Annotated in this window: 16 protein-coding genes; 13 read left to right on the plus strand and 3 right to left on the minus strand. The window is 39.7% G+C overall.

The window, feature by feature from the left end; genetic code table 11:
• The first annotated feature begins 356 nt into the window (after nt 1-356).
• A complete protein-coding gene (locus WQ54_RS25300) occupies nt 357-1964 on the plus strand; it encodes a CTP synthase (RefSeq protein WP_046588510.1) in 1608 nt (535 codons plus the stop codon).
• A gap of 265 nt (nt 1965-2229) precedes the next feature.
• Here WQ54_RS25300 and WQ54_RS25305 read toward each other — a convergent pair whose 3' ends face one another.
• A complete protein-coding gene (locus WQ54_RS25305; RefSeq protein WP_046588511.1) occupies nt 2230-2775 on the minus strand; it encodes a DUF2529 domain-containing protein in 546 nt (181 codons plus the stop codon).
• 485 nt (nt 2776-3260) lie between these two features.
• Between WQ54_RS25305 and WQ54_RS25310 the strand changes: the two genes are divergently transcribed.
• The 8 genes from WQ54_RS25310 (at nt 3261) to WQ54_RS25345 (ending at nt 16597) form a co-directional block, all read left to right on the plus strand.
• Nucleotides 3261-3635, plus strand: coding sequence for a response regulator (locus tag WQ54_RS25310; RefSeq protein WP_046588724.1), 375 nt, complete (start codon nt 3261-3263; stop codon nt 3633-3635).
• Between the two features lie 179 nt (nt 3636-3814).
• Complete coding sequence (locus WQ54_RS25315; protein ID WP_046588513.1) at nt 3815-4672, plus strand: class II fructose-bisphosphate aldolase; 858 nt, start codon at nt 3815-3817, stop codon at nt 4670-4672.
• An 839-nt stretch (nt 4673-5511) separates the two neighbouring features.
• On the plus strand, nt 5512-6801 hold the full coding sequence (locus tag WQ54_RS25320) for a UDP-N-acetylglucosamine 1-carboxyvinyltransferase (RefSeq protein ID WP_046588515.1): 1290 nt from the start codon (nt 5512-5514) through the stop codon (nt 6799-6801).
• A gap of 484 nt (nt 6802-7285) precedes the next feature.
• The gene (gene rho / locus WQ54_RS25325; RefSeq protein WP_046588517.1) at nt 7286-8557 is read left to right on the plus strand and encodes a transcription termination factor Rho; all 1272 of its coding nucleotides are present in this window, start codon (nt 7286-7288) and stop codon (nt 8555-8557) included.
• A 327-nt stretch (nt 8558-8884) separates the two neighbouring features.
• On the plus strand, nt 8885-9091 hold the full coding sequence (gene rpmE / locus WQ54_RS25330) for a 50S ribosomal protein L31 (protein ID WP_046588519.1): 207 nt from the start codon (nt 8885-8887) through the stop codon (nt 9089-9091).
• A gap of 237 nt (nt 9092-9328) precedes the next feature.
• Nucleotides 9329-9943 carry a thymidine kinase gene (locus WQ54_RS25335; protein ID WP_046588520.1) on the plus strand — a complete coding sequence of 205 codons (615 nt, stop codon included), beginning with the start codon at nt 9329-9331 and terminating at the stop codon, nt 9941-9943.
• A 659-nt stretch (nt 9944-10602) separates the two neighbouring features.
• Complete coding sequence (locus WQ54_RS25340) at nt 10603-16326, plus strand: lamin tail domain-containing protein (RefSeq protein ID WP_052737967.1); 5724 nt, start codon at nt 10603-10605, stop codon at nt 16324-16326.
• Nucleotides 16283-16597: an LPXTG cell wall anchor domain-containing protein gene (locus WQ54_RS25345; protein ID WP_046588522.1), complete on the plus strand. Its 315-nt coding sequence runs from the start codon at nt 16283-16285 to the stop codon at nt 16595-16597. Before WQ54_RS25340 ends, WQ54_RS25345 begins: the two co-directional genes overlap by 44 nt.
• A 75-nt stretch (nt 16598-16672) precedes the next feature.
• On the opposite strand, the gene WQ54_RS25350 is transcribed toward WQ54_RS25345, so the two are convergent.
• Both WQ54_RS25350 and WQ54_RS25355 read right to left on the minus strand, forming a co-directional pair.
• On the minus strand, nt 16673-17185 hold the full coding sequence (locus tag WQ54_RS25350; protein WP_046588524.1) for a MerR family transcriptional regulator: 513 nt from the start codon (nt 17183-17185) through the stop codon (nt 16673-16675).
• Nucleotides 17186-17634: 449 nt separating this feature from the next.
• Nucleotides 17635-18021 (minus strand): VOC family protein, encoded by a 387-nt coding sequence (locus WQ54_RS25355; RefSeq protein WP_046588525.1) that lies wholly within the window; start codon nt 18019-18021, stop codon nt 17635-17637.
• Between the two features lie 180 nt (nt 18022-18201).
• Between WQ54_RS25355 and prfA the strand changes: the two genes are divergently transcribed.
• The 4 genes from prfA (at nt 18202) to WQ54_RS25375 (ending at nt 21624) form a co-directional block, all read left to right on the plus strand.
• Complete coding sequence (gene prfA / locus WQ54_RS25360) at nt 18202-19272, plus strand: peptide chain release factor 1 (protein WP_046588527.1); 1071 nt, start codon at nt 18202-18204, stop codon at nt 19270-19272.
• Between the two features lie 6 nt (nt 19273-19278).
• Nucleotides 19279-20142, plus strand: a complete 864-nt coding sequence (prmC, locus tag WQ54_RS25365) for a peptide chain release factor N(5)-glutamine methyltransferase (RefSeq protein ID WP_046588529.1) — start codon at nt 19279-19281, stop codon at nt 20140-20142.
• 231 nt (nt 20143-20373) lie between these two features.
• A complete protein-coding gene (gene spoIIR, locus WQ54_RS25370) occupies nt 20374-21024 on the plus strand; it encodes a stage II sporulation protein R (RefSeq protein ID WP_046588531.1) in 651 nt (216 codons plus the stop codon).
• 153 nt (nt 21025-21177) lie between these two features.
• Nucleotides 21178-21624, plus strand: a complete 447-nt coding sequence (locus WQ54_RS25375; RefSeq protein ID WP_052737968.1) for a GNAT family N-acetyltransferase — start codon at nt 21178-21180, stop codon at nt 21622-21624.
• Nucleotides 21625-21721 lie beyond the last annotated feature (97 nt).

The following is a 21721-nucleotide window of genomic DNA, read 5'->3' on the forward strand; positions in this document are numbered from 1 at the left end:
GTTTGTATTTAGTATACATTTACAGCTCCCTTTCAACTTGTTTGAAAGGGGGCTTTCTATTTTTATGTAGTGATAAGTATTTTTAGTGGCGAAGGTGCTCGGTTTAAATTGAGAGCGAGGCGCTTCTACAAGGCTAACCTACTTATAGGTTATGTACGTGGTGTTGGTGTCTAGCTCCAGCGCCTAGCCCCTCGAGTCATAAGCCACAAAAGAATTGAAGGTAAAGTGCACCTTCTATTCTTTTGTGTCTTATGCATGTCGGGGCTGAACGAGGCGCTTCCGCTTTTAAAAGTTCCCAAATGATTTTATTGTCTTTTGTACAAAATAAATATATATAGCTTCTGAGGGGGAAGACCATGACAAAGTATATTTTTGTAACAGGTGGAGTTGTATCTTCACTAGGAAAAGGTATTACTGCTGCATCTTTAGGAAGATTATTAAAAAACCGCGGAATGAGTGTAACGATTCAAAAATTCGATCCTTACATAAATGTGGATCCAGGAACAATGAGTCCCTACCAGCATGGTGAGGTTTTTGTAACAGGTGATGGCGCAGAAACAGACCTTGATTTAGGACATTATGAGCGTTTTATTGATGTTAACCTAACAAAGTTTAATAACGTTACTACAGGCAGAATTTATTCAACTGTATTAAAGAAGGAGCGCCGTGGTGATTACCTTGGCGGTACGGTTCAAGTTATTCCGCATATCACCAATGAAATTAAAGACCGCGTTTTCCGTGCTGGGAAAGAAACAGGAGCAGATGTGGTAATTACAGAGATTGGCGGTACGGTTGGGGATATTGAATCCTTGCCATTCCTAGAAGCCATTCGCCAAATCAAAAGTGATATTGGCCGGGACAATGTGATGTATATTCACTGTACACTTGTGCCATATATTAAAGCGGCTGGCGAAATGAAAACAAAACCAACACAGCATAGTGTAAAAGAACTGCGCAGCTTAGGTATTCAACCAAACGTAATTGTTGTTCGTACAGAACTGCCAATGTCTCAAGATATGAAGGATAAAATTGCGTTATTCTGTGATATTGATCAAAATGCAGTAATTGAGTGCCGCGATGCGGAAACACTTTATTCGATTCCATTAGATCTGCAAGCTCAAAATCTTGATTCTATTGTTTGCAAACACTTGAAACTAGAGTGCAAAGAAGCAGACATGACAGAATGGAAAGAGCTAGTAAAACGTGTGACAAATCTCTCGAAAACAACAAAAATTGGTCTTGTTGGAAAATATGTAGAATTACAGGATGCTTATATTTCTGTGGTTGAGGCTCTTCGCCATGCAGGTTATGAATATGACTCTGATATTGAGATTAAATGGATTAATGCTGAAACATTAACAGAAGAAAACATGAAGGAGCAGCTTTCAGATGTTGATGGCATTCTTGTACCAGGCGGATTTGGTGACCGTGGAGTAGAGGGGAAAATCCTTGCAACAACGTATGCACGTGTAAATAAAGTGCCATTCTTAGGTATTTGCCTTGGTATGCAGGTTGCATCAATTGAATTTGCCCGTAATGTTGTTGGCCTAAAAGGCGCAAATTCTTCTGAAATTGATCCAGAAACACAGTATCCAGTTATTGATTTACTTCCAGAGCAAAAGGACATTGAAGATCTAGGCGGAACACTTCGCTTAGGACTATCTCCAAGCAAGCTTCAAGAGGGGACACGTGCATTTGAAGCTTATAAAGATGAGGTTGTTTATGAGCGTCATCGTCATCGTTATGAATTTAATAATGAATACCGTCAAGTTATGGAAGAAGCCGGCTTCATCTTTTCTGGTACAACCCCTGATGGCCGTTTAGTGGAAATCATTGAAATTAAAGACCATCCATGGTTTGTTGCATCACAATTCCACCCGGAATTCACGTCTAGACCAACTAGACCTCAGCCATTATTCCGTGATTTTGTTCGTGCATCATTAACAGCAGCTGAAAAGCTATAAGAGAAAGCAAAAAGCTAACGTCTTTGTACGTTAGCTTTTTTGTATTAATTTTCACTTAGATTTTGTGTCTTGCTCAAGCGCCTAGCGACTAAAACTCCTTATAAGCTAAGTCATCATCGGTCTTAACGGGCAATTAAGAAAGGTAGTGTTTTAGTAAAATTGCTTTATGTAACTGCCATAAAGGTCCGTAAGTCTTGCTAACCATCGGATAGCTGGATTAGGAATGCTCTTTTTTGCGTCCATGAGCAAGGCGCTTACGCTTTTCTTATAACAGCTCATCCTCATATTCATGTAAAATCTCTTTAATGGTAAAGCTTAACGCATAAAAAACATATAAGGAGGTCATTAAAGCAGGAAATCCATATCTTTCCCCATCTTCATCCGGGATAAGCGGCTGACGAAGCTTTGCATCAATATGCAGGTCGGTGATAGAATCCAAGCCCGATTCCGCATTTTTAATTAAGGCTGAAACGCCAACGAGTTGAATTCCTTGGTCGGAAAGAGCCTTAGCAATAGACATTGCTTCCTCATCAGTTGAACGATAGGTAAAAAGCAGCACACGATCTTCTTGTGAAAGCTCCTTTACCTGCCCATTTTCGTCAAGAAGCGCCTCAGCCTTTTCCAATGGTTCACTGCTTGCCATCGCCTCCAATACGACACCATGGAGCTCCTTGTATCCGTAAATATATAATTTTCCTTCGCCAATTAAAGCTTGGGCAAGGAGTCTTGCACTGTCTTCTATATTCATCTCTTCTTGATCTTGAATCCGATTAAGATGTCCGATCAATTGAGTGGTAAAAATTTTCATCATCGATTATAAGATCTCCTTCCACATTTCCGCTGTATAAGGTATTATAACGAAAAGTATAAAAATCTGAAAGAAAAGCAAAGCAGCGCATTTTCAAAATTTGACAAAGATAAGCAGAAATTGTCGACAAATGATCAAAGTCATTTGCAGGAGAAATAAGGTAAAAAAAGAATTATTAATAAAGGTAAAATAGAGAGTTTTATATCCCAATCTTAAACAGGCAGTAAATAAGCAAGAAAATAGGAGGAATAACTGCCCGTAAAAATCCGCTGACCCGCAGTGAGGAATGAAGAATTCCCCACTACGGAAGTCTCACTTTATTCAACGATTTGTATGAAGGCAAATACGAATTATGGACGAAGCCGATACCAATTCATGTTAAGTACTTTAGAGATCATGTCGCAGTTCATCATTAAAAAGGGCCTTAAAAACCTTTGTACATATTAATTGGGGAAAAAATTAAATCGAAGAGGTGTATGGAAATGACAATGTTAAAGGAAAAAATCTTGATTGTAGATGACCAATATGGAATTCGAATTTTATTAAACGAGGTTTTTCAAAAAGAGGGCTATCAAACGTTTCAAGCTGCCAGTGGTTTCCAAGCTTTGGAAATTGTTGAAAAACATTCCCCTGACTTAGTATTACTTGATATGAAAATTCCAGGTATGGATGGAATTGAGATTTTAAAACGAATGAAAGTAGTTGACCAGGATATTCGCGTGATTATTATGACGGCTTATGGCGAATTAGATATGATTCAGGAAGCAAAGGATCTAGGGGCACTTACTCATTTTGCAAAGCCGTTTGACATTGATGAAATTCGTGATGCCGTAAAAAAGTACTTACCAATTAAAACCAACTAAAAACATTATATTACCCAAATATATGTCGAAATGTTGCCGATTTTCGAAGAAATTGGTATGCTATTAAATGTGAAAAGTATCATGTTGACTCTACATATTCGTGAATATTCTGGTCAAGCTAGGTATGATATACTTTTCTGTATCAGAAAATAAGGTTCATTTTTAGGAGGATTTTCGATATGCCTTTAGTTTCAATGACAGAAATGTTAAACAAAGCAAAAGACGAAGGTTATGCGGTTGGGCAATTTAACGTGAATAACCTTGAGTTTGCTCAAGCAATTCTTCAAGCAGCAGAAGAAGAAAAATCACCAGTTATCCTTGGTGTTTCTGAAGGTGCAGGACGCTATATCGGCGGTTTCAAAACAGTTGTAAAAATGGTTGAAGGTCTTATTGAAGACTATAAAATCACTGTACCTGTAGCTATTCACCTTGACCACGGTTCAAGCTTTGACAAATGTAAAGAAGCAATCGATGCTGGATTTACTTCCGTTATGATTGATGCTTCACACCACCCATTTGAAGAAAACGTTGAAACAACTACTAAAGTTGTTGAGTATGCTCATTCAAAAGGCGTTTCTGTTGAAGCTGAGCTAGGTACTGTTGGTGGACAAGAGGATGACGTTGTAGCAGAGGGCGTAATTTATGCAGATCCTCAAGAATGTGCAGAACTTGTTAAACGTACAGGTATTGACTGCTTAGCACCGGCACTAGGTTCTGTTCACGGACCATACAAAGGCGAGCCAAACCTTGGCTACAAAGAAATGGAAGAAATTGCGAACCTTACAAATATGCCATTAGTTCTTCACGGCGGAACTGGTATCCCAACAAAAGATATCCAAAAAGCTATTTCTTTCGGTACGGCAAAAATCAACGTTAACACTGAAAACCAAATTGCTTCAGCAAAAGTGGTTCGTGAAGTGTTGGCTGCAAAACCAAATGAATATGATCCACGTAAATACTTAGGACCAGCTCGTGACGCGATTAAGGAAACAGTAATCGGCAAAATGCGCGAATTCGGTTCTTCAAACAAAGCTTAATAGCAATATGGCCGCCTTTTCCTAAAGGCGGTTATATTCTGAAAATTGAGAAAGCGCTAACAAACAGCGCCTGTCGTTACCTAGCTGACCAATTATCACGATCTTATAAAAAACGGACTTGCAGATGCTAGTTCGTTTTATTTTTTGAAATAGCGTCGGAAAATGACCTCCTGATTTCAACTCCTCAAATCACTTAAAATGGGTACTTTCTTCTTAAAAGAAGATTTCTTTGTAGTAAAACGTTGTTGTCCCGCTTAATAGATGGTTTAATAATAATAAGTATATTTTTTAAGTTATATTTAAAGTACATTGTTGATTTTGCCATTAGGTTGATTGGCGTCTTAAGCAAAAATAAACAGGGATGTTTAATTAATCCTACTTTTAATAATGAATGATAGGTTTGTTCTTGTTGCTGAAAACACTGCCTTAAAGGGAAGTTTCATAAATCTAGTTAAGTAATGTATTTCCAAACGCATAAAAGGAAATAAAAGAGATAACAGCTTGTATTTTTACTTAGTTTAGGTGGCTAGCTCCAGGCAAATAGGACTTACAGGTAAATAACACCTTCTATTCCTATTCGTCTTATGCTTGTCGCCGAATGCTAAGTGCCTTACGCTTTTCAGTTAATAAGAACTAAACCTTTCCCCATAAGAGATTTTCTAATCTTATATCGGAAAAATTTTTGTTGACAAGAGATGTCCTTTATTCGGAAAACATGATGGCTAAGGAAGGTTAGGCATATTTCGTCTGAAGTGTATACATATAGTATGTGCGAATTTGTGCAAAGCTCACCCTCCATGTTCTTTCCGGAGGTCAACTTCATAAGAAGGGAGACTATCATGGAAAAATTAAAAGTTGCCGGTGGAGATTTACTGAAAGGTACCGTAAATATTAGCGGGGCAAAAAATAGTGCGGTAGCACTGATTCCTGCGACAATATTAGCTGATTCTGTCGTCACGATCGAGGGATTACCAAACATTTCCGATGTGCAAATACTCGGAGATCTATTGGAGGAAATCGGCGGAAAGGTAGAATTGAAAGATCATGAAATGGTGGTTGATCCATCATCAATGATTTCAATGCCGTTGCCAAATGGAAAAGTAAAAAAACTGCGGGCATCGTACTACTTAATGGGAGCAATGCTTGGTCGGTTTAAAAAAGCTGTGATTGGGCTGCCGGGCGGATGTCATCTAGGTCCACGACCAATTGATCAGCATATTAAAGGGTTTGAAGCATTAGGTGCACAGGTAACAAATGAACAAGGTGCGATCTACCTACGGGCAGAAGAACTCCGCGGCGCACGAATCTATTTAGATGTTGTTAGTGTTGGTGCAACTATTAATATTATGCTTGCGGCTGTATTGGCAAAGGGAAGAACAATTATTGAAAACGCTGCAAAAGAACCGGAAATCATTGATGTTGCCACATTGCTGACAAGTATGGGAGCGAAAATTAAAGGAGCAGGAACAGACGTTATTCGAATCGATGGAGTTGAAAAACTTCATGGCTGCCGTCATTCGATTATCCCTGACCGAATTGAAGCAGGAACTTATATGATTATTGGGGCTGCGATGGGAAAAGAAGTCATGATTGATAATGTCATCCCATTACATTTGGAATCCCTTATTGCGAAGCTTAGAGAAATGGGGCTGCACATTGAAACAAGCAATGATCAAATCTTAATTATCGGCGGTCAAAAGGAGCTGAAGGCCGTTGATATTAAAACGCTCGTTTACCCTGGATTCCCGACAGATCTTCAACAGCCGTTCACCTCTCTCTTAACAAAAGCATCTGGGACAAGTGTTGTAACAGATACAATTTATTCTGCAAGATTTAAGCATATTGATGAACTGAGAAGAATGGGAGCTACTATAAAGGTTGAAGGCCGTTCAGCTATTGTTTCTGGTCCAACAAAATTACAAGGTGCAAAGGTAAAAGCAAGTGATTTACGTGCGGGTGCCGCGCTTGTATGTGCAGGGCTTATGGCAGATGGTGTGACGGAAATAACCGGACTAGAGCATATTGATCGTGGCTATAGTCAGCTCGTTGAAAAGCTTTCAGGGCTTGGTGCAACCATTTGGCGCGAAAAATTATCGGATAAAGAAATCGAGCAATTGCAAAATTCTTAAAAATAGTTTCAGGGATGTTGCACTTATTTAGAGCATGAGGGACAAGCTATTCTTCTGTTAAGTGCGCAAAAGCTTTCTATTTATGACAGATATAGCCTTACTAAAAAGAAAACTTTTAAATTAGATAAAAGATAGATACCTGCAAAATGGAAAAGCGAGGTTTTAAAATCTCGCTTTCTCCTGGTAATAACCCCATACTTCTATGTGATTTTCCAAAAAAGATTGATTAAATCTGTGAAATAGGGTAAAAATAAAGAGTGCTGCATTGAATGAATTACTGCAAAATCTGCTTCAAGCTCACCTTCATTTTCCTTCTCGATCCAATTGTGCAAGATATTTCTTCATTCGTATAAATGATGGTAAATCTCTTATTGAGTTATATAATAATCGGATACATTTTTTTATTACCAGCAGAAATGAATTTGACAATCGATAGATGGAAAACAACCGAATAAAATTGAAAAATAAAAAGAGTGGTGTTTTTATGAATCAAGTTTCAATTTCTTCATTAGAACATATGAAACTAAAAGAATTATATGAGCTTGCCCGTCATTTTAAAATTTCCTATTACAGCAAGCTAACGAAAAAGGAATTAATTTTTGCCATTTTAAAGGCAAACGCTGAACAAGAGGATCTTTTGTTTATGGAAGGTGTCTTAGAAATCATCCAATCGGAAGGCTTTGGTTTCTTAAGACCAATCAATTACTCACCGAGCTCTGAGGACATCTACATTTCGGCTTCACAAATCAGACGTTTTGATTTGAGAAATGGGGACAAGGTTTCCGGTAAGGTACGACCTCCAAAAGAAAATGAGCGCTACTACGGCTTGCTCCATGTAGAAGCAGTTAATGGTGAAGACCCTGAAACGGCTAAAGAGCGTGTGCACTTCCCAGCGTTAACTCCTCTCTATCCAGATAGACAAATTTACCTTGAAACAAAACCAAACTATCTATCAACTAGAATCATGGATTTAATTGCACCGGTAGGTTTTGGTCAGCGCGGACTAATCGTTGCTCCTCCTAAAGCCGGTAAGACGATGCTGTTAAAAGAAATCGCAAACAGTATTACTACCAATAATCCTGAAGCAGAGCTAATTGTTCTATTGATCGATGAGAGACCGGAAGAGGTAACAGATATTGAACGCTCAGTAGCAGGAGATGTTGTCAGCTCTACGTTCGATGAAGTGCCAGAAAATCATATAAAAGTGGCAGAGCTCGTCCTTGAACGCGCAATGCGCCTTGTTGAACATAAAAAGGATGTTATTATTCTTATGGATAGCATCACACGCTTGGCGCGTGCATATAACCTGGTTATTCCGCCAAGCGGCCGTACATTATCAGGCGGTATCGACCCAGCTGCTTTCCATCGTCCAAAACGATTCTTTGGTGCAGCACGGAATATTGAAGAGGGCGGAAGCTTGACCATTCTAGCAACTGCATTAGTTGATACTGGTTCCCGTATGGATGACGTCATTTATGAGGAGTTCAAAGGAACGGGTAATATGGAGCTTCATCTTGATCGCTCACTTGCAGAAAAACGCATCTTCCCAGCAATCGATATCCGTCGTTCTGGAACAAGAAAAGAAGAGCTGCTTATTCCGAAGGATCACCTTGATAAGCTATGGGCTATTCGCAAATCAATGGCAGATACTCCGGACTTTATCGAGAAGTTCTTAAGAAAATTGCGCCAAACAAAATCAAATGAAGAATTCTTCAGTCAATTAGATGCTGAAATGAAGACTGCTAGAAATAGGTAGGGTTTTGAGCTAGGCGATATCGTATTGTTCAAAAATATTTTTTTGAACATAGTGTCGGAGTCTAGCTCCATCGTCTAGCTTTGCAAGTCTAGCCACTTATGAATTGAAGGTAAAAAAAACACCTTCTATTTATAAGCGTTTTATGCTTGTCGGGGCTGGACAAGGCGCTTCCGCTTTTTAGTAATATTTAACTTCAGCTTGCTTTTACTCTTAGCACTTGTTATAATTTCATCATGTGCTTTTCTAGAAATGATATCGTCAATCGGACGAGTCACCTAGATATTTAACTCTGTTTCAGATGATTCAGGGCGGAAGGAGATGAAAAGAATGAAAACAGGAATTCATCCAAACTTTAAAAAGGTTATGGTGAAATGCGCTTGTGGTAACGAATTCGAAACAGGATCTGTATTACAAGAGATCAAAGTTGAGGTTTGTTCTGAGTGCCATCCATTCTACACAGGACGTCAAAAATTTGCAGATGCAGGTGGACGTGTAGATAAATTCAATAAAAAATACGGCCTTAAACAACAGTAATAAAGGTTTTTCCAACAGGCAAGACGAACTGCTCTTGCCTGTTTTTTCACGCCAACTTTTTGCGGCGTTCTATGATCATTGTTCAGTTATAATGGTTATCCTACATATAAAAGGTAGGTATATTTAAAATTATATTGATTCCATGGCAAACATGTCTATATAGATAATGAAGGTACCAATGAACGGTACGGTCAATCGACTCGGAAAGCATTGACGACGAAGGGAGAGGCCGTTTTCATGTATGTAATGAAACAAAGTGGATGGCTTGAAATGATATGCGGCAGCATGTTTTCAGGCAAATCGGAGGAGCTCATCCGCAGAGTGCGAAGAGCGCAATTTGCAAAGCAAGAGGTTAAGGTTTTTAAGCCGGTCATCGATAACCGATATAGTGAAGAAGAGGTTGTGTCCCATAATGGCACAGCCATCGTTTGTAAACCAATTGCCTCATCTATTGAGATCTTGGAATATATTTCCGAAAAAACAGATGTTATCGCTGTTGACGAAGTTCAGTTTTTTGATGAACAGATTTGTGAAGTATTAACACTCCTTGCAAATCAAGGCTACCGTGTCATAGCAGCTGGCTTGGATCAGGACTTTAGAGGAGAACCGTTTAGCGTTGTGCCGAAATTATTGGCTATCGCGGAACTGGTGACAAAGCTTCAAGCCGTTTGCTCAGTTTGCGGATCGCCTGCAAGCCGTACGCAACGACTGATCAATGGCAAACCTGCTTCCTATCACGATCCCATCATTTTAGTGGGTGCCTCTGAATCCTATGAACCTAGATGCAGACATCACCACGAAGTACCAGGATCTCCAGTGAGAGATTTTAAGAAAGAGAACAGCACTACGTAATCGTTGATATAGAATGGAGAGCACCATGCCTGAATGAAAGGCTTGGTGTTTTTTTATGGACTTTTCTTCGAAATGGCAGAGGGTTTGAATCAGTGAGGAATGGGTTTATTGGCGGGAATGAGTTTTTCGGCGGGAAGTGAAAAATTCCAGCGCCGCACAGGAAAATTTCAGCGAGTTTCAGGTAGATATCGGCGCTGTTGAGGGGGAAATCAGCGCAAGTCTTACATAATCATCGTCAATACAGTGCTAGTTGCCACGTATCATCGTCAATACAGTGCTAGTTGCCACGTATCATCGCTAATACATCGATATCAGCGCAAGGACCATTATCATTATTGGCCACATGGAAATTAGTGCAGACCCTCGTATCATGGAAGGAAATTCCTAAAAGTAGCTTCTCTTAAGTCCCACAAATAAGCGTTAATTCAAGGATATCAGTCCAAGCCCGCCAATCATCGCCAGTACAACGCTATTAGCATGAATTCCCATTTTAGCCTAGATCCACTACTCAAAAAACCGTACAATCCCAAACGAAATACCCTTAACTTAAATTTACTAAAGATTAAAAATATAACAGAAAATTTACACTACTTTTAAATTTCGTTTACAAAATTCGATTAATATTAACATGAATATACATAATTTTTAGGAGGATAGTCATGAATAAACGAGAAGTACGTCGAAAAGTAAAAAGTCTGTTTTTATTTGTTTGTATGGCTACGTTAATTCTGCCAAGCTTTATCTCGTTTATTCCTGTTAAAAGGATTTATGCAGAAGAAGTGATCAATAACACGGTTTCTACTAATCCAGCTGAGACAGGAACAACTGATACAGGCAATGAAGAACAACCAACAGACCAAGAAACCGCTACTCAAGAACCTCCTGTTCAAGAAGAAGCTGATGGAGCTGAAAGTGAAGCAGACAAAGCAGACGAACTGCCTGTAAAAGAAGAACCAGCAAAAGAAGATAGCACTGCTATAGAAGAGCAAACACAAGAAAGTGAACCTGCACAACAAACAGAAGAATCCTCTGAAAAACCTGCTCAACCAAGCGAACAACCAAATGAATCTGAGCCTGCTCCTGCTCCCCAAGAAAATGGGAAGGCAGAAGATGCAATTCAGCCGGAAGCCTCTGCTAGTTTAGTAGAAGAGGATGATAATAACAATTCCCATTTACTTATAACAGAAATATCACCTAATTCCAGCGGGACAGATAACTATGAGTTTTTTGAAGTATACAATAACTCGAATCAGCCTTTATCTTTAGCAAATTATGCCTTTATTTATCGTTATACCGATACTGGAAACGAGATCGTGTTCCAAGTGCCTCCAGTGACAATTGATCCGCAAGAAACCCTTGTTTTTTGGTTTAATAATGATGGTCTTGCGTTAACTGATTTTAACAATCATTATGGATTACAGTTAACAAGCGAAAAAGTCATTGAATTTAAGGATGTGTTCCCGGGATTTTCAAATGGAGGAAATCGGGCAGCAGTCATCAAGGACAAAGATGGAAATGAGGTAATTTCAGCTGCATATTTGCCAAATGAAACCGATAATAGCGGTTTAGTTGTTCAGTATAAATATGCTGCTTCAAAAACAGCTATGGACAAGCATCAGGTGTTGGCCTCACCAACTCCGGGTGCAATTGAATCTGTTCAAGTACCAGTAAACCCGGTTGTTTTAGAAGAAATTTCGGCTGACACAGTAGAACCAATCATCACCCATACACCTGTTACAAAAAGTGATGTATCAGCTGCAATTAAGATTGATGCAAGTGTAACAGATAATATGGCAGCGGTCTCAACTGTGACATTATTCTACAAGAATGCCGAAGCACAAGACTTTACGTCTGTACCGATGAATGTAAGCTCAGAAGACTGGACAAGTTTTACTGCAGAAATTCCTGGTGCTGACGTGCAATCAAACATAACCTATTTTATTGAAGCGACAGATGGCAAAAACAATGCAAAAAGCGAGGAGCAAGTCATTACTGTTGACCTTCCTCAGGAAACATATAGCGAGCAAAAACTATTAATTACCGAGCTTTCTCCAAACTCTGAGGGCGGCGGGACGGATTATTATGAGTATTTTGAACTCTACAATAATACGAATCAACCTCTGCCATTAATGAACTATTCATTTGTTTATAAGTATACGGACAGCGGTGAGGAAAGAGTTTTCCAAGTTCCTGCTGTTACCATTGATCCGCAAGAAACCCTTGTTTTTTGGTTTAATAATGGGGATCGTACATTAGCTGATTTTAACGCTCACTATCATTTAGAGCTTTCAAGTGAGCAAGTCGTTGAATTTAAGGATGTTTTTCCTGGATTTGCAAACGGCGGCAACAGGGCGATTGTCATAAAAGATCATGCAAACACAGAGGTTGTCTCTGCAAGCTATTTAGGAACTGATAATGATAACACCGGCGCTGTTATTCAATATAAGTTTTCTGCATCAGGTACTGAAATGGACAAGCTTAGCGCGCTTGCAGTTCCTACACCAGGTGTGATTGAAGCGAATCAAGTGCCGACAAAGCCTGTTGAGCTTGATGAAATCCCAGCAGATGCGGAAGCGCCGGTTATTACTCATTCACCGGTTACTGACAGTGATGCTTTTTCTCCTATCACGATTGAAGCATCAGTAACTGACAACATAGCGGTACCATTTGTAACCCTGCATTATAAAAAAGAGGGGGAGGAGTCCTTCACTTCTTTATCAATGAGTGCAAGTGCTGATGCAGCAAGCTATTCCGCTGAAATCCCGGGAATGAGTGTCGATGCTCCGATCACATATTATATCGAAGCCTCAGATGGAACAAATAGCAGCAAAACAGATGAATTTGTGATTGCTGTTAAGAAGGATGAAGTCGATTACAGCAAAATTCCAAAATTCCTTGTAACAGAGGTGGTTCCGGATACTGAGAATGTCGGATCAGCTGATGGTTATGAATTTATTGAAATCTACAATAATACGGATAAAGATTTAAGTTTTAAAGATTATAAGATTCAATATCGCTATGGAACAGATCCTGCAAGTGATGTCGTCTGGCCTTCCATACCGGATGATGTGGTAATTCCTTCAAAAGAAACGCTTGTATTCTGGATCATTAATAACCAAAATGGCGATAAAACTGTTGCTGATTTTAATGCAAACTTTGGAACAAACCTAATCGAGAACAAAGATATCGTAAAAATTCATAGTGACGGGATGGCGAACGGAAGTGCGAGAGGGCTGGTCGTTGCCACGAATACAAAGGAAGAAATTACAGTTTCATACTACAATGAAACGGCAAACACGGATGACACAGTACCTGACAAAGGAATTGTGTATAAGTTTCCTGAAGACGGTTCAACACAGTCCTTAAAAGTAAGTGCCGGCACCGAGGATGCAACACCAGGCAGAGTAGAATCCTTCCAAGTTCCGTCTCAGCCTGTACACATTGAAGACGATACAGTAGCTCCAACGATTGAAAATAAAACAACCGTTACAGAGGTTAATCAAACAGATGATATTGAAATCGCTGCAGCTGCAAACGATAATGTAGGTGTAAAATCCGTCAGATTATTTTATCGGACAAATGATCAGAATTCATTTAATGAAATCCTTTTAGGAATGGATTCTGAAACACAATTATATAAAAATATGATTTATGCTGCAGATCTGATTGCCAAAGAATATGTTGAGTACTTCTTTGTTGTATCAGATGGGGCAAATGAAGTGAAGAGTGATACATTTAAGATCACTGTTCATAGCGGATTGGATCAATCTGATTTACGTTTAAATGTAAAAGACAATGAGATCCTTGCTGGAGAAAAAATTCTTAAAGGAACATCAAAAGAGGATTCAGCAGAAGATGTTAAGCTATTCGTTGATGGAAACGAAGTACAGACTAATACGTATACATCGTTAGAAACCCCTGCTTTTTTTGCTTTTGAAGTAAATGGGTTAAATACGTATTTCCAAAATGCCGTGACGATGGGCGACGATATTCTTTACCTATTGGATAAGGATTGGCTGTCACATTGGAAGACGTTTACGATTCCTGTTGAAGCTGATCGTTTGAAGCAGGGTGAAAATACAATTACCGTTCGTGCCGGAAATAAAGCTTCACCATTCCAGCTAGAAGAAGACGAAGAAAACCGAGATGATTATAATTTAAGAAATGTTCGCTTAATTTTGGGAGATGGAACGGTTTTAACCGATCCGGCGAAGAATGATCCAACAAAGGTATTCGATATGGGTGATGATGGCACCTTCCGACCATTTGAGGATTTTACGTTTACCATTACAGAAGATCATACTCCATCGAAAACTTATGTGTGGGATACAACAACTGTCCCTGATGGCGAGCATGTCATTAAAGCGCATGATGCTAATGATGAAGTTTCGAAAACTGTATTAGTTGATAATACAGTACCTGATGTAAAAACGACGATCACGGAAGGCAAGGAATACAAAGGTGAATTTACCATTGATACCGAAGTAACAGATGAAATTGCGGGTGTTGATATGGTTCAAGTGCTGCTTGATGAGGAGCAAATTGAAGTGCCTTATAAAACAGCATCCTCAAAGCTTGCACCAGGAGAGCACAAGCTTACAGTTATCGCGACAGACAAAGTTGGGAACAAAGCAGAGATTCATGTTCCGTTCTCTGTAAATCATGAAAACCCAGCCATGCCAGAGCTGATCTCACCAGCTGATAATCGTTCAACACCTGTAGATGGAGATCCGCGCTTGAAGGTCAAAGTAACAGATCCAACTGGTGATAAGATGGATGTAACATTCTATAAAGGCTATCAATATGATGCAAGTCAAACAGGTAATGTTAAGGCATTTAAGCATGCAGCAGATGTCGAGCCGCCGCAAACAATGGCTCCAGAAGGTGAAGCAGCCTTCACGTCAGAGGATATCAACTTAGTATCTGAAAAGGATGGCCGCTACCTAGCAACGGATTCAAGTACACAATTCCCATACCATCGTTTTGATGTGACAGTAGACCCGTCAATCGATGAAAACGATGTTGTGGAGCTTTCATGGAGCGGAAACTCATTTGAAGGCAGAAAGGTTTCCATGTATGCCTGGAGCCACAAAAGCAGCAAATGGGAATTAATTGATTATCAAGTTGCGGGAGCAGAGGATTTTGAATTAAAAGGTACCGTTGAAGTCAATGAGTTTGTGAAGGATGCCAAAATCAATGTGTTAATCCAAGATGAAATTCCAAAGAGTCCTGAGGAATATGATTATACATTCGTTTGGATGTCAGATACGCAATATTACTCAGAAAGCTATCCGCATATTTTTGAAAGACAAACAAATTGGATTGCAGAAAAACAAGAAGAGCTGAAAATCAAATATGTTTTCCATACAGGGGATCTTGTTGATAATTTTGGCCAAACCCAAGAATGGGAAAATGCTGATAAATACATGGCCGTTCTTGATGAAAACAATATTCCTTATGGAGTATTAGCCGGAAACCATGACGTAGACCAGTTATCGAACGACTACACCCAATATTACAACTATTTTGGTGCAGACCGATTCGAAGAAAAGCCTTATTATGGAGGAACATACAAAAACAATCGCGGCCACTATGACTTAATCTCGTCAAATGGCAATGACTTTATCATGGTCTATATGGGCTGGGGAGTTCAAGATGAAGATTTGGCTTGGATGAATGAAGTATTAAGCCAATACCCAGACCGAAAAGCCATTTTGAATTTCCATGAATACCTGTTAGTGTCAGGCAACCGCAGTCCGCTTGGCGATAAAATTTACAACCAGGTTGTGGAACCAAATGAAAATGTTATAGCTGTTCTTAGCGGCCATTATCACGATTCTGAAACATTGGTAAGTGAAATTGATGACGACGGTGATGGAACCGCAGACCGTGAAGTGTATCAAATGCTCGGTGATTACCAAGGCGGTCCTGAGGGCGGACAAGGCTATATGAAATTGCTGCACTTTGACCAGGACAACAACAGAATCATTGTTAATACGTATTCACCATATCTAGATGATTACAATTTCTATGAACCTAGTGAATTCCCTGGCAAAGATGAGCTTATCATCAATCTTGATCTACAAGTCGATGAAAAGCGTGTTGCAACTGACTACTTTGCTGTAAATGTTAAAACAGACGAAGAAATCGGCAAAAAAGAAAATGTCAAAAGCGGAAAAACGGCAGAAGTAAAATGGAAGGGACTTAATGAAAATCATACCTATTCCTGGTATGCGGTAGCAGAAGATGACTATACAGGAAAAGCAGTCTCTGACATTTGGACATTTACAAAAGGCAAGGATCATTCTAACTCAGGAAATGGACCCGACGATCCAGGTAATGGAGGGAAAAAATCCGGGAAATGGAACGGACAATCCTGGTAACGGAGGGGACAATCCGGGAAATGGACCCGACAATCCAGGTAACGGTGGAGAAACACCAGGAAGTGGCAACAATCAGCCAAATAACGGAGTAGATCCAACGAATAAACCGGGAACTGAAAGTTCATCTGACTCGAAGGCAGCCGCCAGCGCTATTTTGCCTATAACAGCAACCGATACTTATACTATTTTGCTAATCGGTATTGTTATTAGCTTGGCAGGTGCGGCATTGATCTACTTGCAGAAAAGAAAAACAGGAATGACACATTCATAAGCCAAAACAGCCTTACTCGTTATTTTTAAGAGTAAGGCTGTTTCTATCCAAAAAAATAAGAGGGAGCAAGGGACCTCAAAAGCTAAAAATGGAACTAATGAAGTTTTTTCTTCGCGGTTTTTTCTGTTCAGAACTTTGATCAAATGCAAAAACATGATCTTTCATTGGGTCACGTTTTTGGTGGGAGCCTTCAAGCTCTTCTACCCTTTTCTCTAGCGATTGAACTTTGTTCAACAAATCTTCCATTTCCCTGCGGTGCTGGAGTAGTTGATAGGAGACAACATCATCCGCTTTGCCGCGAATTTTTCGTTCAAGCTCATCCATACGCTCGTTTAATGTATTTACCTTAGGCTCATTAACGACAGCAGTGTTAATTAACGTCCCCTTTCTGCTTTTTTCCGTCATCGCATGAGGCTCCGGCTGATTATTTAGTTGTTCCTGCAATTCCTTTAATCTAGCCAAATCGTTCTCATTAAACTGATAGTGCCCCAGTTCATTTTTCTCCAATTCCATATCCAATTGATGGACCCATCTCATTAACGTTCTTCTAGAAACTCCCAGTGCTTTTGCTGCGGCTGCTGTACTCATTTTGATTCCTCCTTAATCTTTTAAGTGCAATCCAAAAACGTAAGGCGGCCAACCAACTATATATAGCTTTTTCGACCTCCGCAGCAAATCACCTTCACGTTAGACAAAACAAGTATCAATTCGGCAAAGAAAGTGGATGTTTTACATAATATGAAATGGCTCTGTCGATAACCGCTTGTGGCAACCTTAACGGGCTCAAAAACTCCGCTGCTCTATTGGACATTCTCTTATTATGCATACCAAGATATCTGTCCTATATATGTGTTTTATTGGACTATTACTTATCACACATACCAAGAATTGTCCTATAAATGCGTTCTATCGGATATTTCCTAAACACTGCAACCAAAATTTGTCTTATTTTTGTGTACTATAAGACAATTTCTTTCCATTCTGACTGCGTCCTTTATATCCTATTCGAGATAATACCCAGCGATGGGAGTCTCACTTTATGCTTCATAAAGCTCAAGCGGCAGTCCATCTGGATCCTGGAAAAATGTAAACCATTTACCGGTATGCGGATCAACTCTGATTGGTTCAACATCCACACCTTTTTGATTAAGCTCCAGGACAGCTTCCTCAATATCCGGTACTTCAAAAGCAAGATGCCTAAGTCCGGCGGCTTCAGGCTGTGTCGGCCTTTTGGGGGGATTTGGAAAGGAGAATAGTTCAATTTGATATGTATCATTCACCATTAAATCTAATTTGTATGAGCCGCGCTCCTCACGATAAACCTCAGATAAAATCTCTAAACCAAGTGTTTCAGTATAAAAAGCTTTAGATGCTTCATAATTGGAGCAAATGATGGCGACATGGTGAATTTTATTAAATTTCATGAATAAAAAACCTCTTTTCTAAAAAATAATTTCCATAATCAAGATGCCTTTATTATAAAATAACAATTTTTAAGAAAGCATACTATAATATGAAGAAAAATTTTGTCAATTTGCTTTTGACGCTTTCCGTGACCTATACTATAATTATAACGTTATGCATGAAAATTGAGGTGAACATGTGTGTTAGATCGTTTACAATCGGTAGAAGACCGTTATGAAAAATTAAATCAGCTTTTAATGGATCCTGATATTATCAATGATTCAAAGAAGCTGCGTGAATATTCGAAGGAACAATCTGATTTACAAGAAACAGTTGAAGTATATCGCGAATACAAAGAGGTTCGCGAGCAAATTTCTGATACAAAATCAATGCTTGAAGAAAAGCTTGATCCAGAAATGCGCGAGATGGCAAAGGAAGAGCTTGCCGAATTAGAGGAACGAGAAGAAGAGTTAACAGCTCGGTTGAAAATTCTCCTTGTCCCTAAGGACCCGAATGATGATAAAAACGTTATTATGGAGATCCGGGGAGCTGCAGGTGGAGATGAGGCTGCTTTATTTGCATCTGATTTGTACCGTATGTATAGCCGTTTTGCTGAGATGCAAGGCTGGAAAACGGAAGTTATGGAGGCAAATGCTACAGGTACTGGCGGTTATAAAGAGATTATCTTTATGATTAATGGTAAAGGGGCATATTCGAAGCTGAAATTCGAAAATGGTGCACACCGTGTCCAACGTGTTCCAGAAACAGAATCAGGCGGCCGTATCCATACCTCTACTGCAACGGTTGCTGTTTTACCTGAGGCAGAAGAGGTTGAGGTCGAAATCCATGAGAAGGATATTCGTGTAGATACCTTTGCATCTAGTGGTCCGGGGGGACAAAGTGTTAATACAACAATGTCCGCTGTTCGTTTAACACACTTGCCAACTGGAACTGTTGTTTCCTGTCAGGATGAAAAATCACAAATTAAAAACAAAGAAAAGGCAATGAAGGTACTTCGTGCCCGTGTCTACGACAAGTTCCAACAAGAGGCACAGGCTGAGTATGATCAAAACCGTAAGCTTGCCGTTGGAACAGGTGACCGTTCAGAGCGTATTAGAACGTATAACTTCCCGCAAAATCGTGTAACGGACCATAGAATTGGCTTAACGATTCAAAAGCTTGACCAAATCTTAGAAGGAAAGCTTGATGAGGTGGTTGAAGCATTAATTGTTGAAGACCAATCAAGCCGCCTTCAAGCAGCGGAAGATTAAAAAAGAATGAAATATGTATACGAAGCCCTCAACTGGGCTTCTTCTTTTTTAAAGGAAGCGGGAAGAGATGAAAATGCCGGTGAGCTTTTGCTGCGCCACTATTTACAGATGGATCGGGCAGCATTGCTTTCAAATTTGAGACTGGTCCTCTCAAACGAGCAGCTGCAAGCATTTAAGACGGATGTCCTCAAGCATGGAGAAGGAATCCCTATTCAATATTTAATCGGTTATGAAGAATTTTATGGCAGAAAATTTATCGTCAATCAGGAGGTGCTGATTCCACGTCCCGAAACGGAAGAATTAGTTGAGGGTGTGCTTCAGCGTGCCGCCCGCTATTTTAAGGAAAAAGATGTGATACAGGTAGTTGACGTCGGCACAGGGAGCGGGGCCATTGCCATTACCTTAGCAATCGAAAACCCGCGATTTAACGTGAGGGCTATTGATATAGCAGAACAATCTTTGAAGATTGCCGAAGAGAATGCAAAACAACTACGGGCTAATGTTCACTTTTTACACGGTGATCTCCTTGAGCCAATCTCAAAAGACCTGGAAATCGAGAAAATCGATATCCTCGTATCTAATCCGCCATATATCCCTGACTGGGAAATTGATACACTTTCCCCAGTCGTAAAAGATCATGAACCCATTCGCGCACTAGCAGGAGGGAAGGACGGATTGGACTTTTACAGAAGACTTGTGAAAGATATGAAGGGTTTACTCAACTCACCAGCTGTCATTGCCTTTGAGATCGGAGCAGGGCAAGGCATTGATGTGAGAAACCTGATTTTGCAAAGCTTTCCGGATGCAACTGTAGACATCGTGAATGATATAAATGGCAAGGATCGAATGGTGTTTGGGTTAGTGGAGTAAAGAATGGGGGAACGTCCGCACCCACTGACTCTTAAACAGTTTTCGCCGATAAACTAAGAGAACTCGCTGATAAATTAATTTGGGTCTGCCCCTATGCTTCAGTCCAGTATTTCACGTCCGCCACAAAAGGGACTGCCCCCCTGCTCATTCCCCTATTAAACTATTTTTTCAAAAAGGTAGTTTAAGAATCTCTCTTGCTGTCCATACTGTTTACCAAGGGAGGCGTGAGAGATGAAAAAACAAAAACTTGCATTTATATATATTCTTTTATTATTAGTAGGGGCCATTGCCAATGTGTATAAGGAACCGGTGGCCGCGAGTACTCAGGGGCCAGTTGTGATCCCGGATGAGGCGATTCGCCTGCGGATTTTAGCAAATAGTAATTCTGACGAAGATCAAGAGTTAAAAAGAAAAGTTCGCGATGCGGTTAACAAGGAAATTACCGAATGGGTAGAAGAATTAACATCAGTCGAAGCAGCTAGAAAGTTAATTCAATCAAGACTTCCTCAAATTGAAGCAATCGTTGAGGGTGTATTAGAAAAGGAAAACAAGCAGCAATCTTATTCAGTGGACTTTGGTAATGTAAACTTTCCAACAAAGCTTTATGGAAACTTTGTTTATCCTGCTGGTGAATATGAAGCAATTTTAATTACTCTTGGTGAAGCAAAAGGTGCTAATTGGTGGTGTGTGTTATTCCCGCCGCTATGCTTTCTGGATTTCTCCAATGGTGAAGCAGTTCAGGCGGCAGAAGATGAAACAACAAACGATCAAGAGAAAACAAATGAAAAGTTAAACGAGCTTGTTGTCAATGAAGAGGAAGAAAAAGAAGAGGTAGAAGTGAAATTCTTTTTAGTAGAATGGTTCCAAGGTTTGTTTGCATAAGAAAAGTGCAAGACGCTTGGAGCTAGACACCATAACAAACTACACAAATTTTATATCTCCTTTTAAAAAGTTGGGAAATGTCCCACAAAAATAAAAGAATAAAACTAGTTTTCACCTCATAGAGTTGTAATAGGAAAACTTAGTGGGGTGAAAATGATGTTTTATCAGTTGAAAATAGCAGAGGAAAAAGATCTTAACCGGCTGACTAGCTTTGTTGAAAAGGCTGGGGTTAGTTCAGAAGGTTTTGAAAGTCTGATAGATTGCATTGTTTTAATGGAAAGTGGGGAGCATGAAGTGGTTGCTTGTATAGGTGTCGAGCCGATGGGGGAATATGGCTTATTGCGTTCTCTTGTGGTGTCGGACAAGCTTAAGCAGGCCCATATCCTAACGCTTTTTCAAAGCATTCAAGCATTGGCAGAGCAAAAGGGCATTAATCATTTATTTTTAGTCACGAATAAGGATGCTTCCGTTCAATTTTTATCGCTAATGGGCTTTGATGAGATTGAACAAACATCGATTCCTAATCAGCTCTTATCTATTGATCATTTAAAAGGGTCTCTTGAACAAGACAATGCGAAAATTATGGTAAAGTCCTCATAATGTGGATATATCCACATACTTTTCCACATAAGTCACAGCCTTATCCACAATTTGTGGATAAGGCTTGTTTTATTGTGCTTCTTTTTATATACTTTCT

Source organism: Bacillus sp. SA1-12, from assembly GCF_000981385.1.
Taxonomy (GTDB): domain Bacteria; phylum Bacillota; class Bacilli; order Bacillales; family Bacillaceae; genus Metabacillus.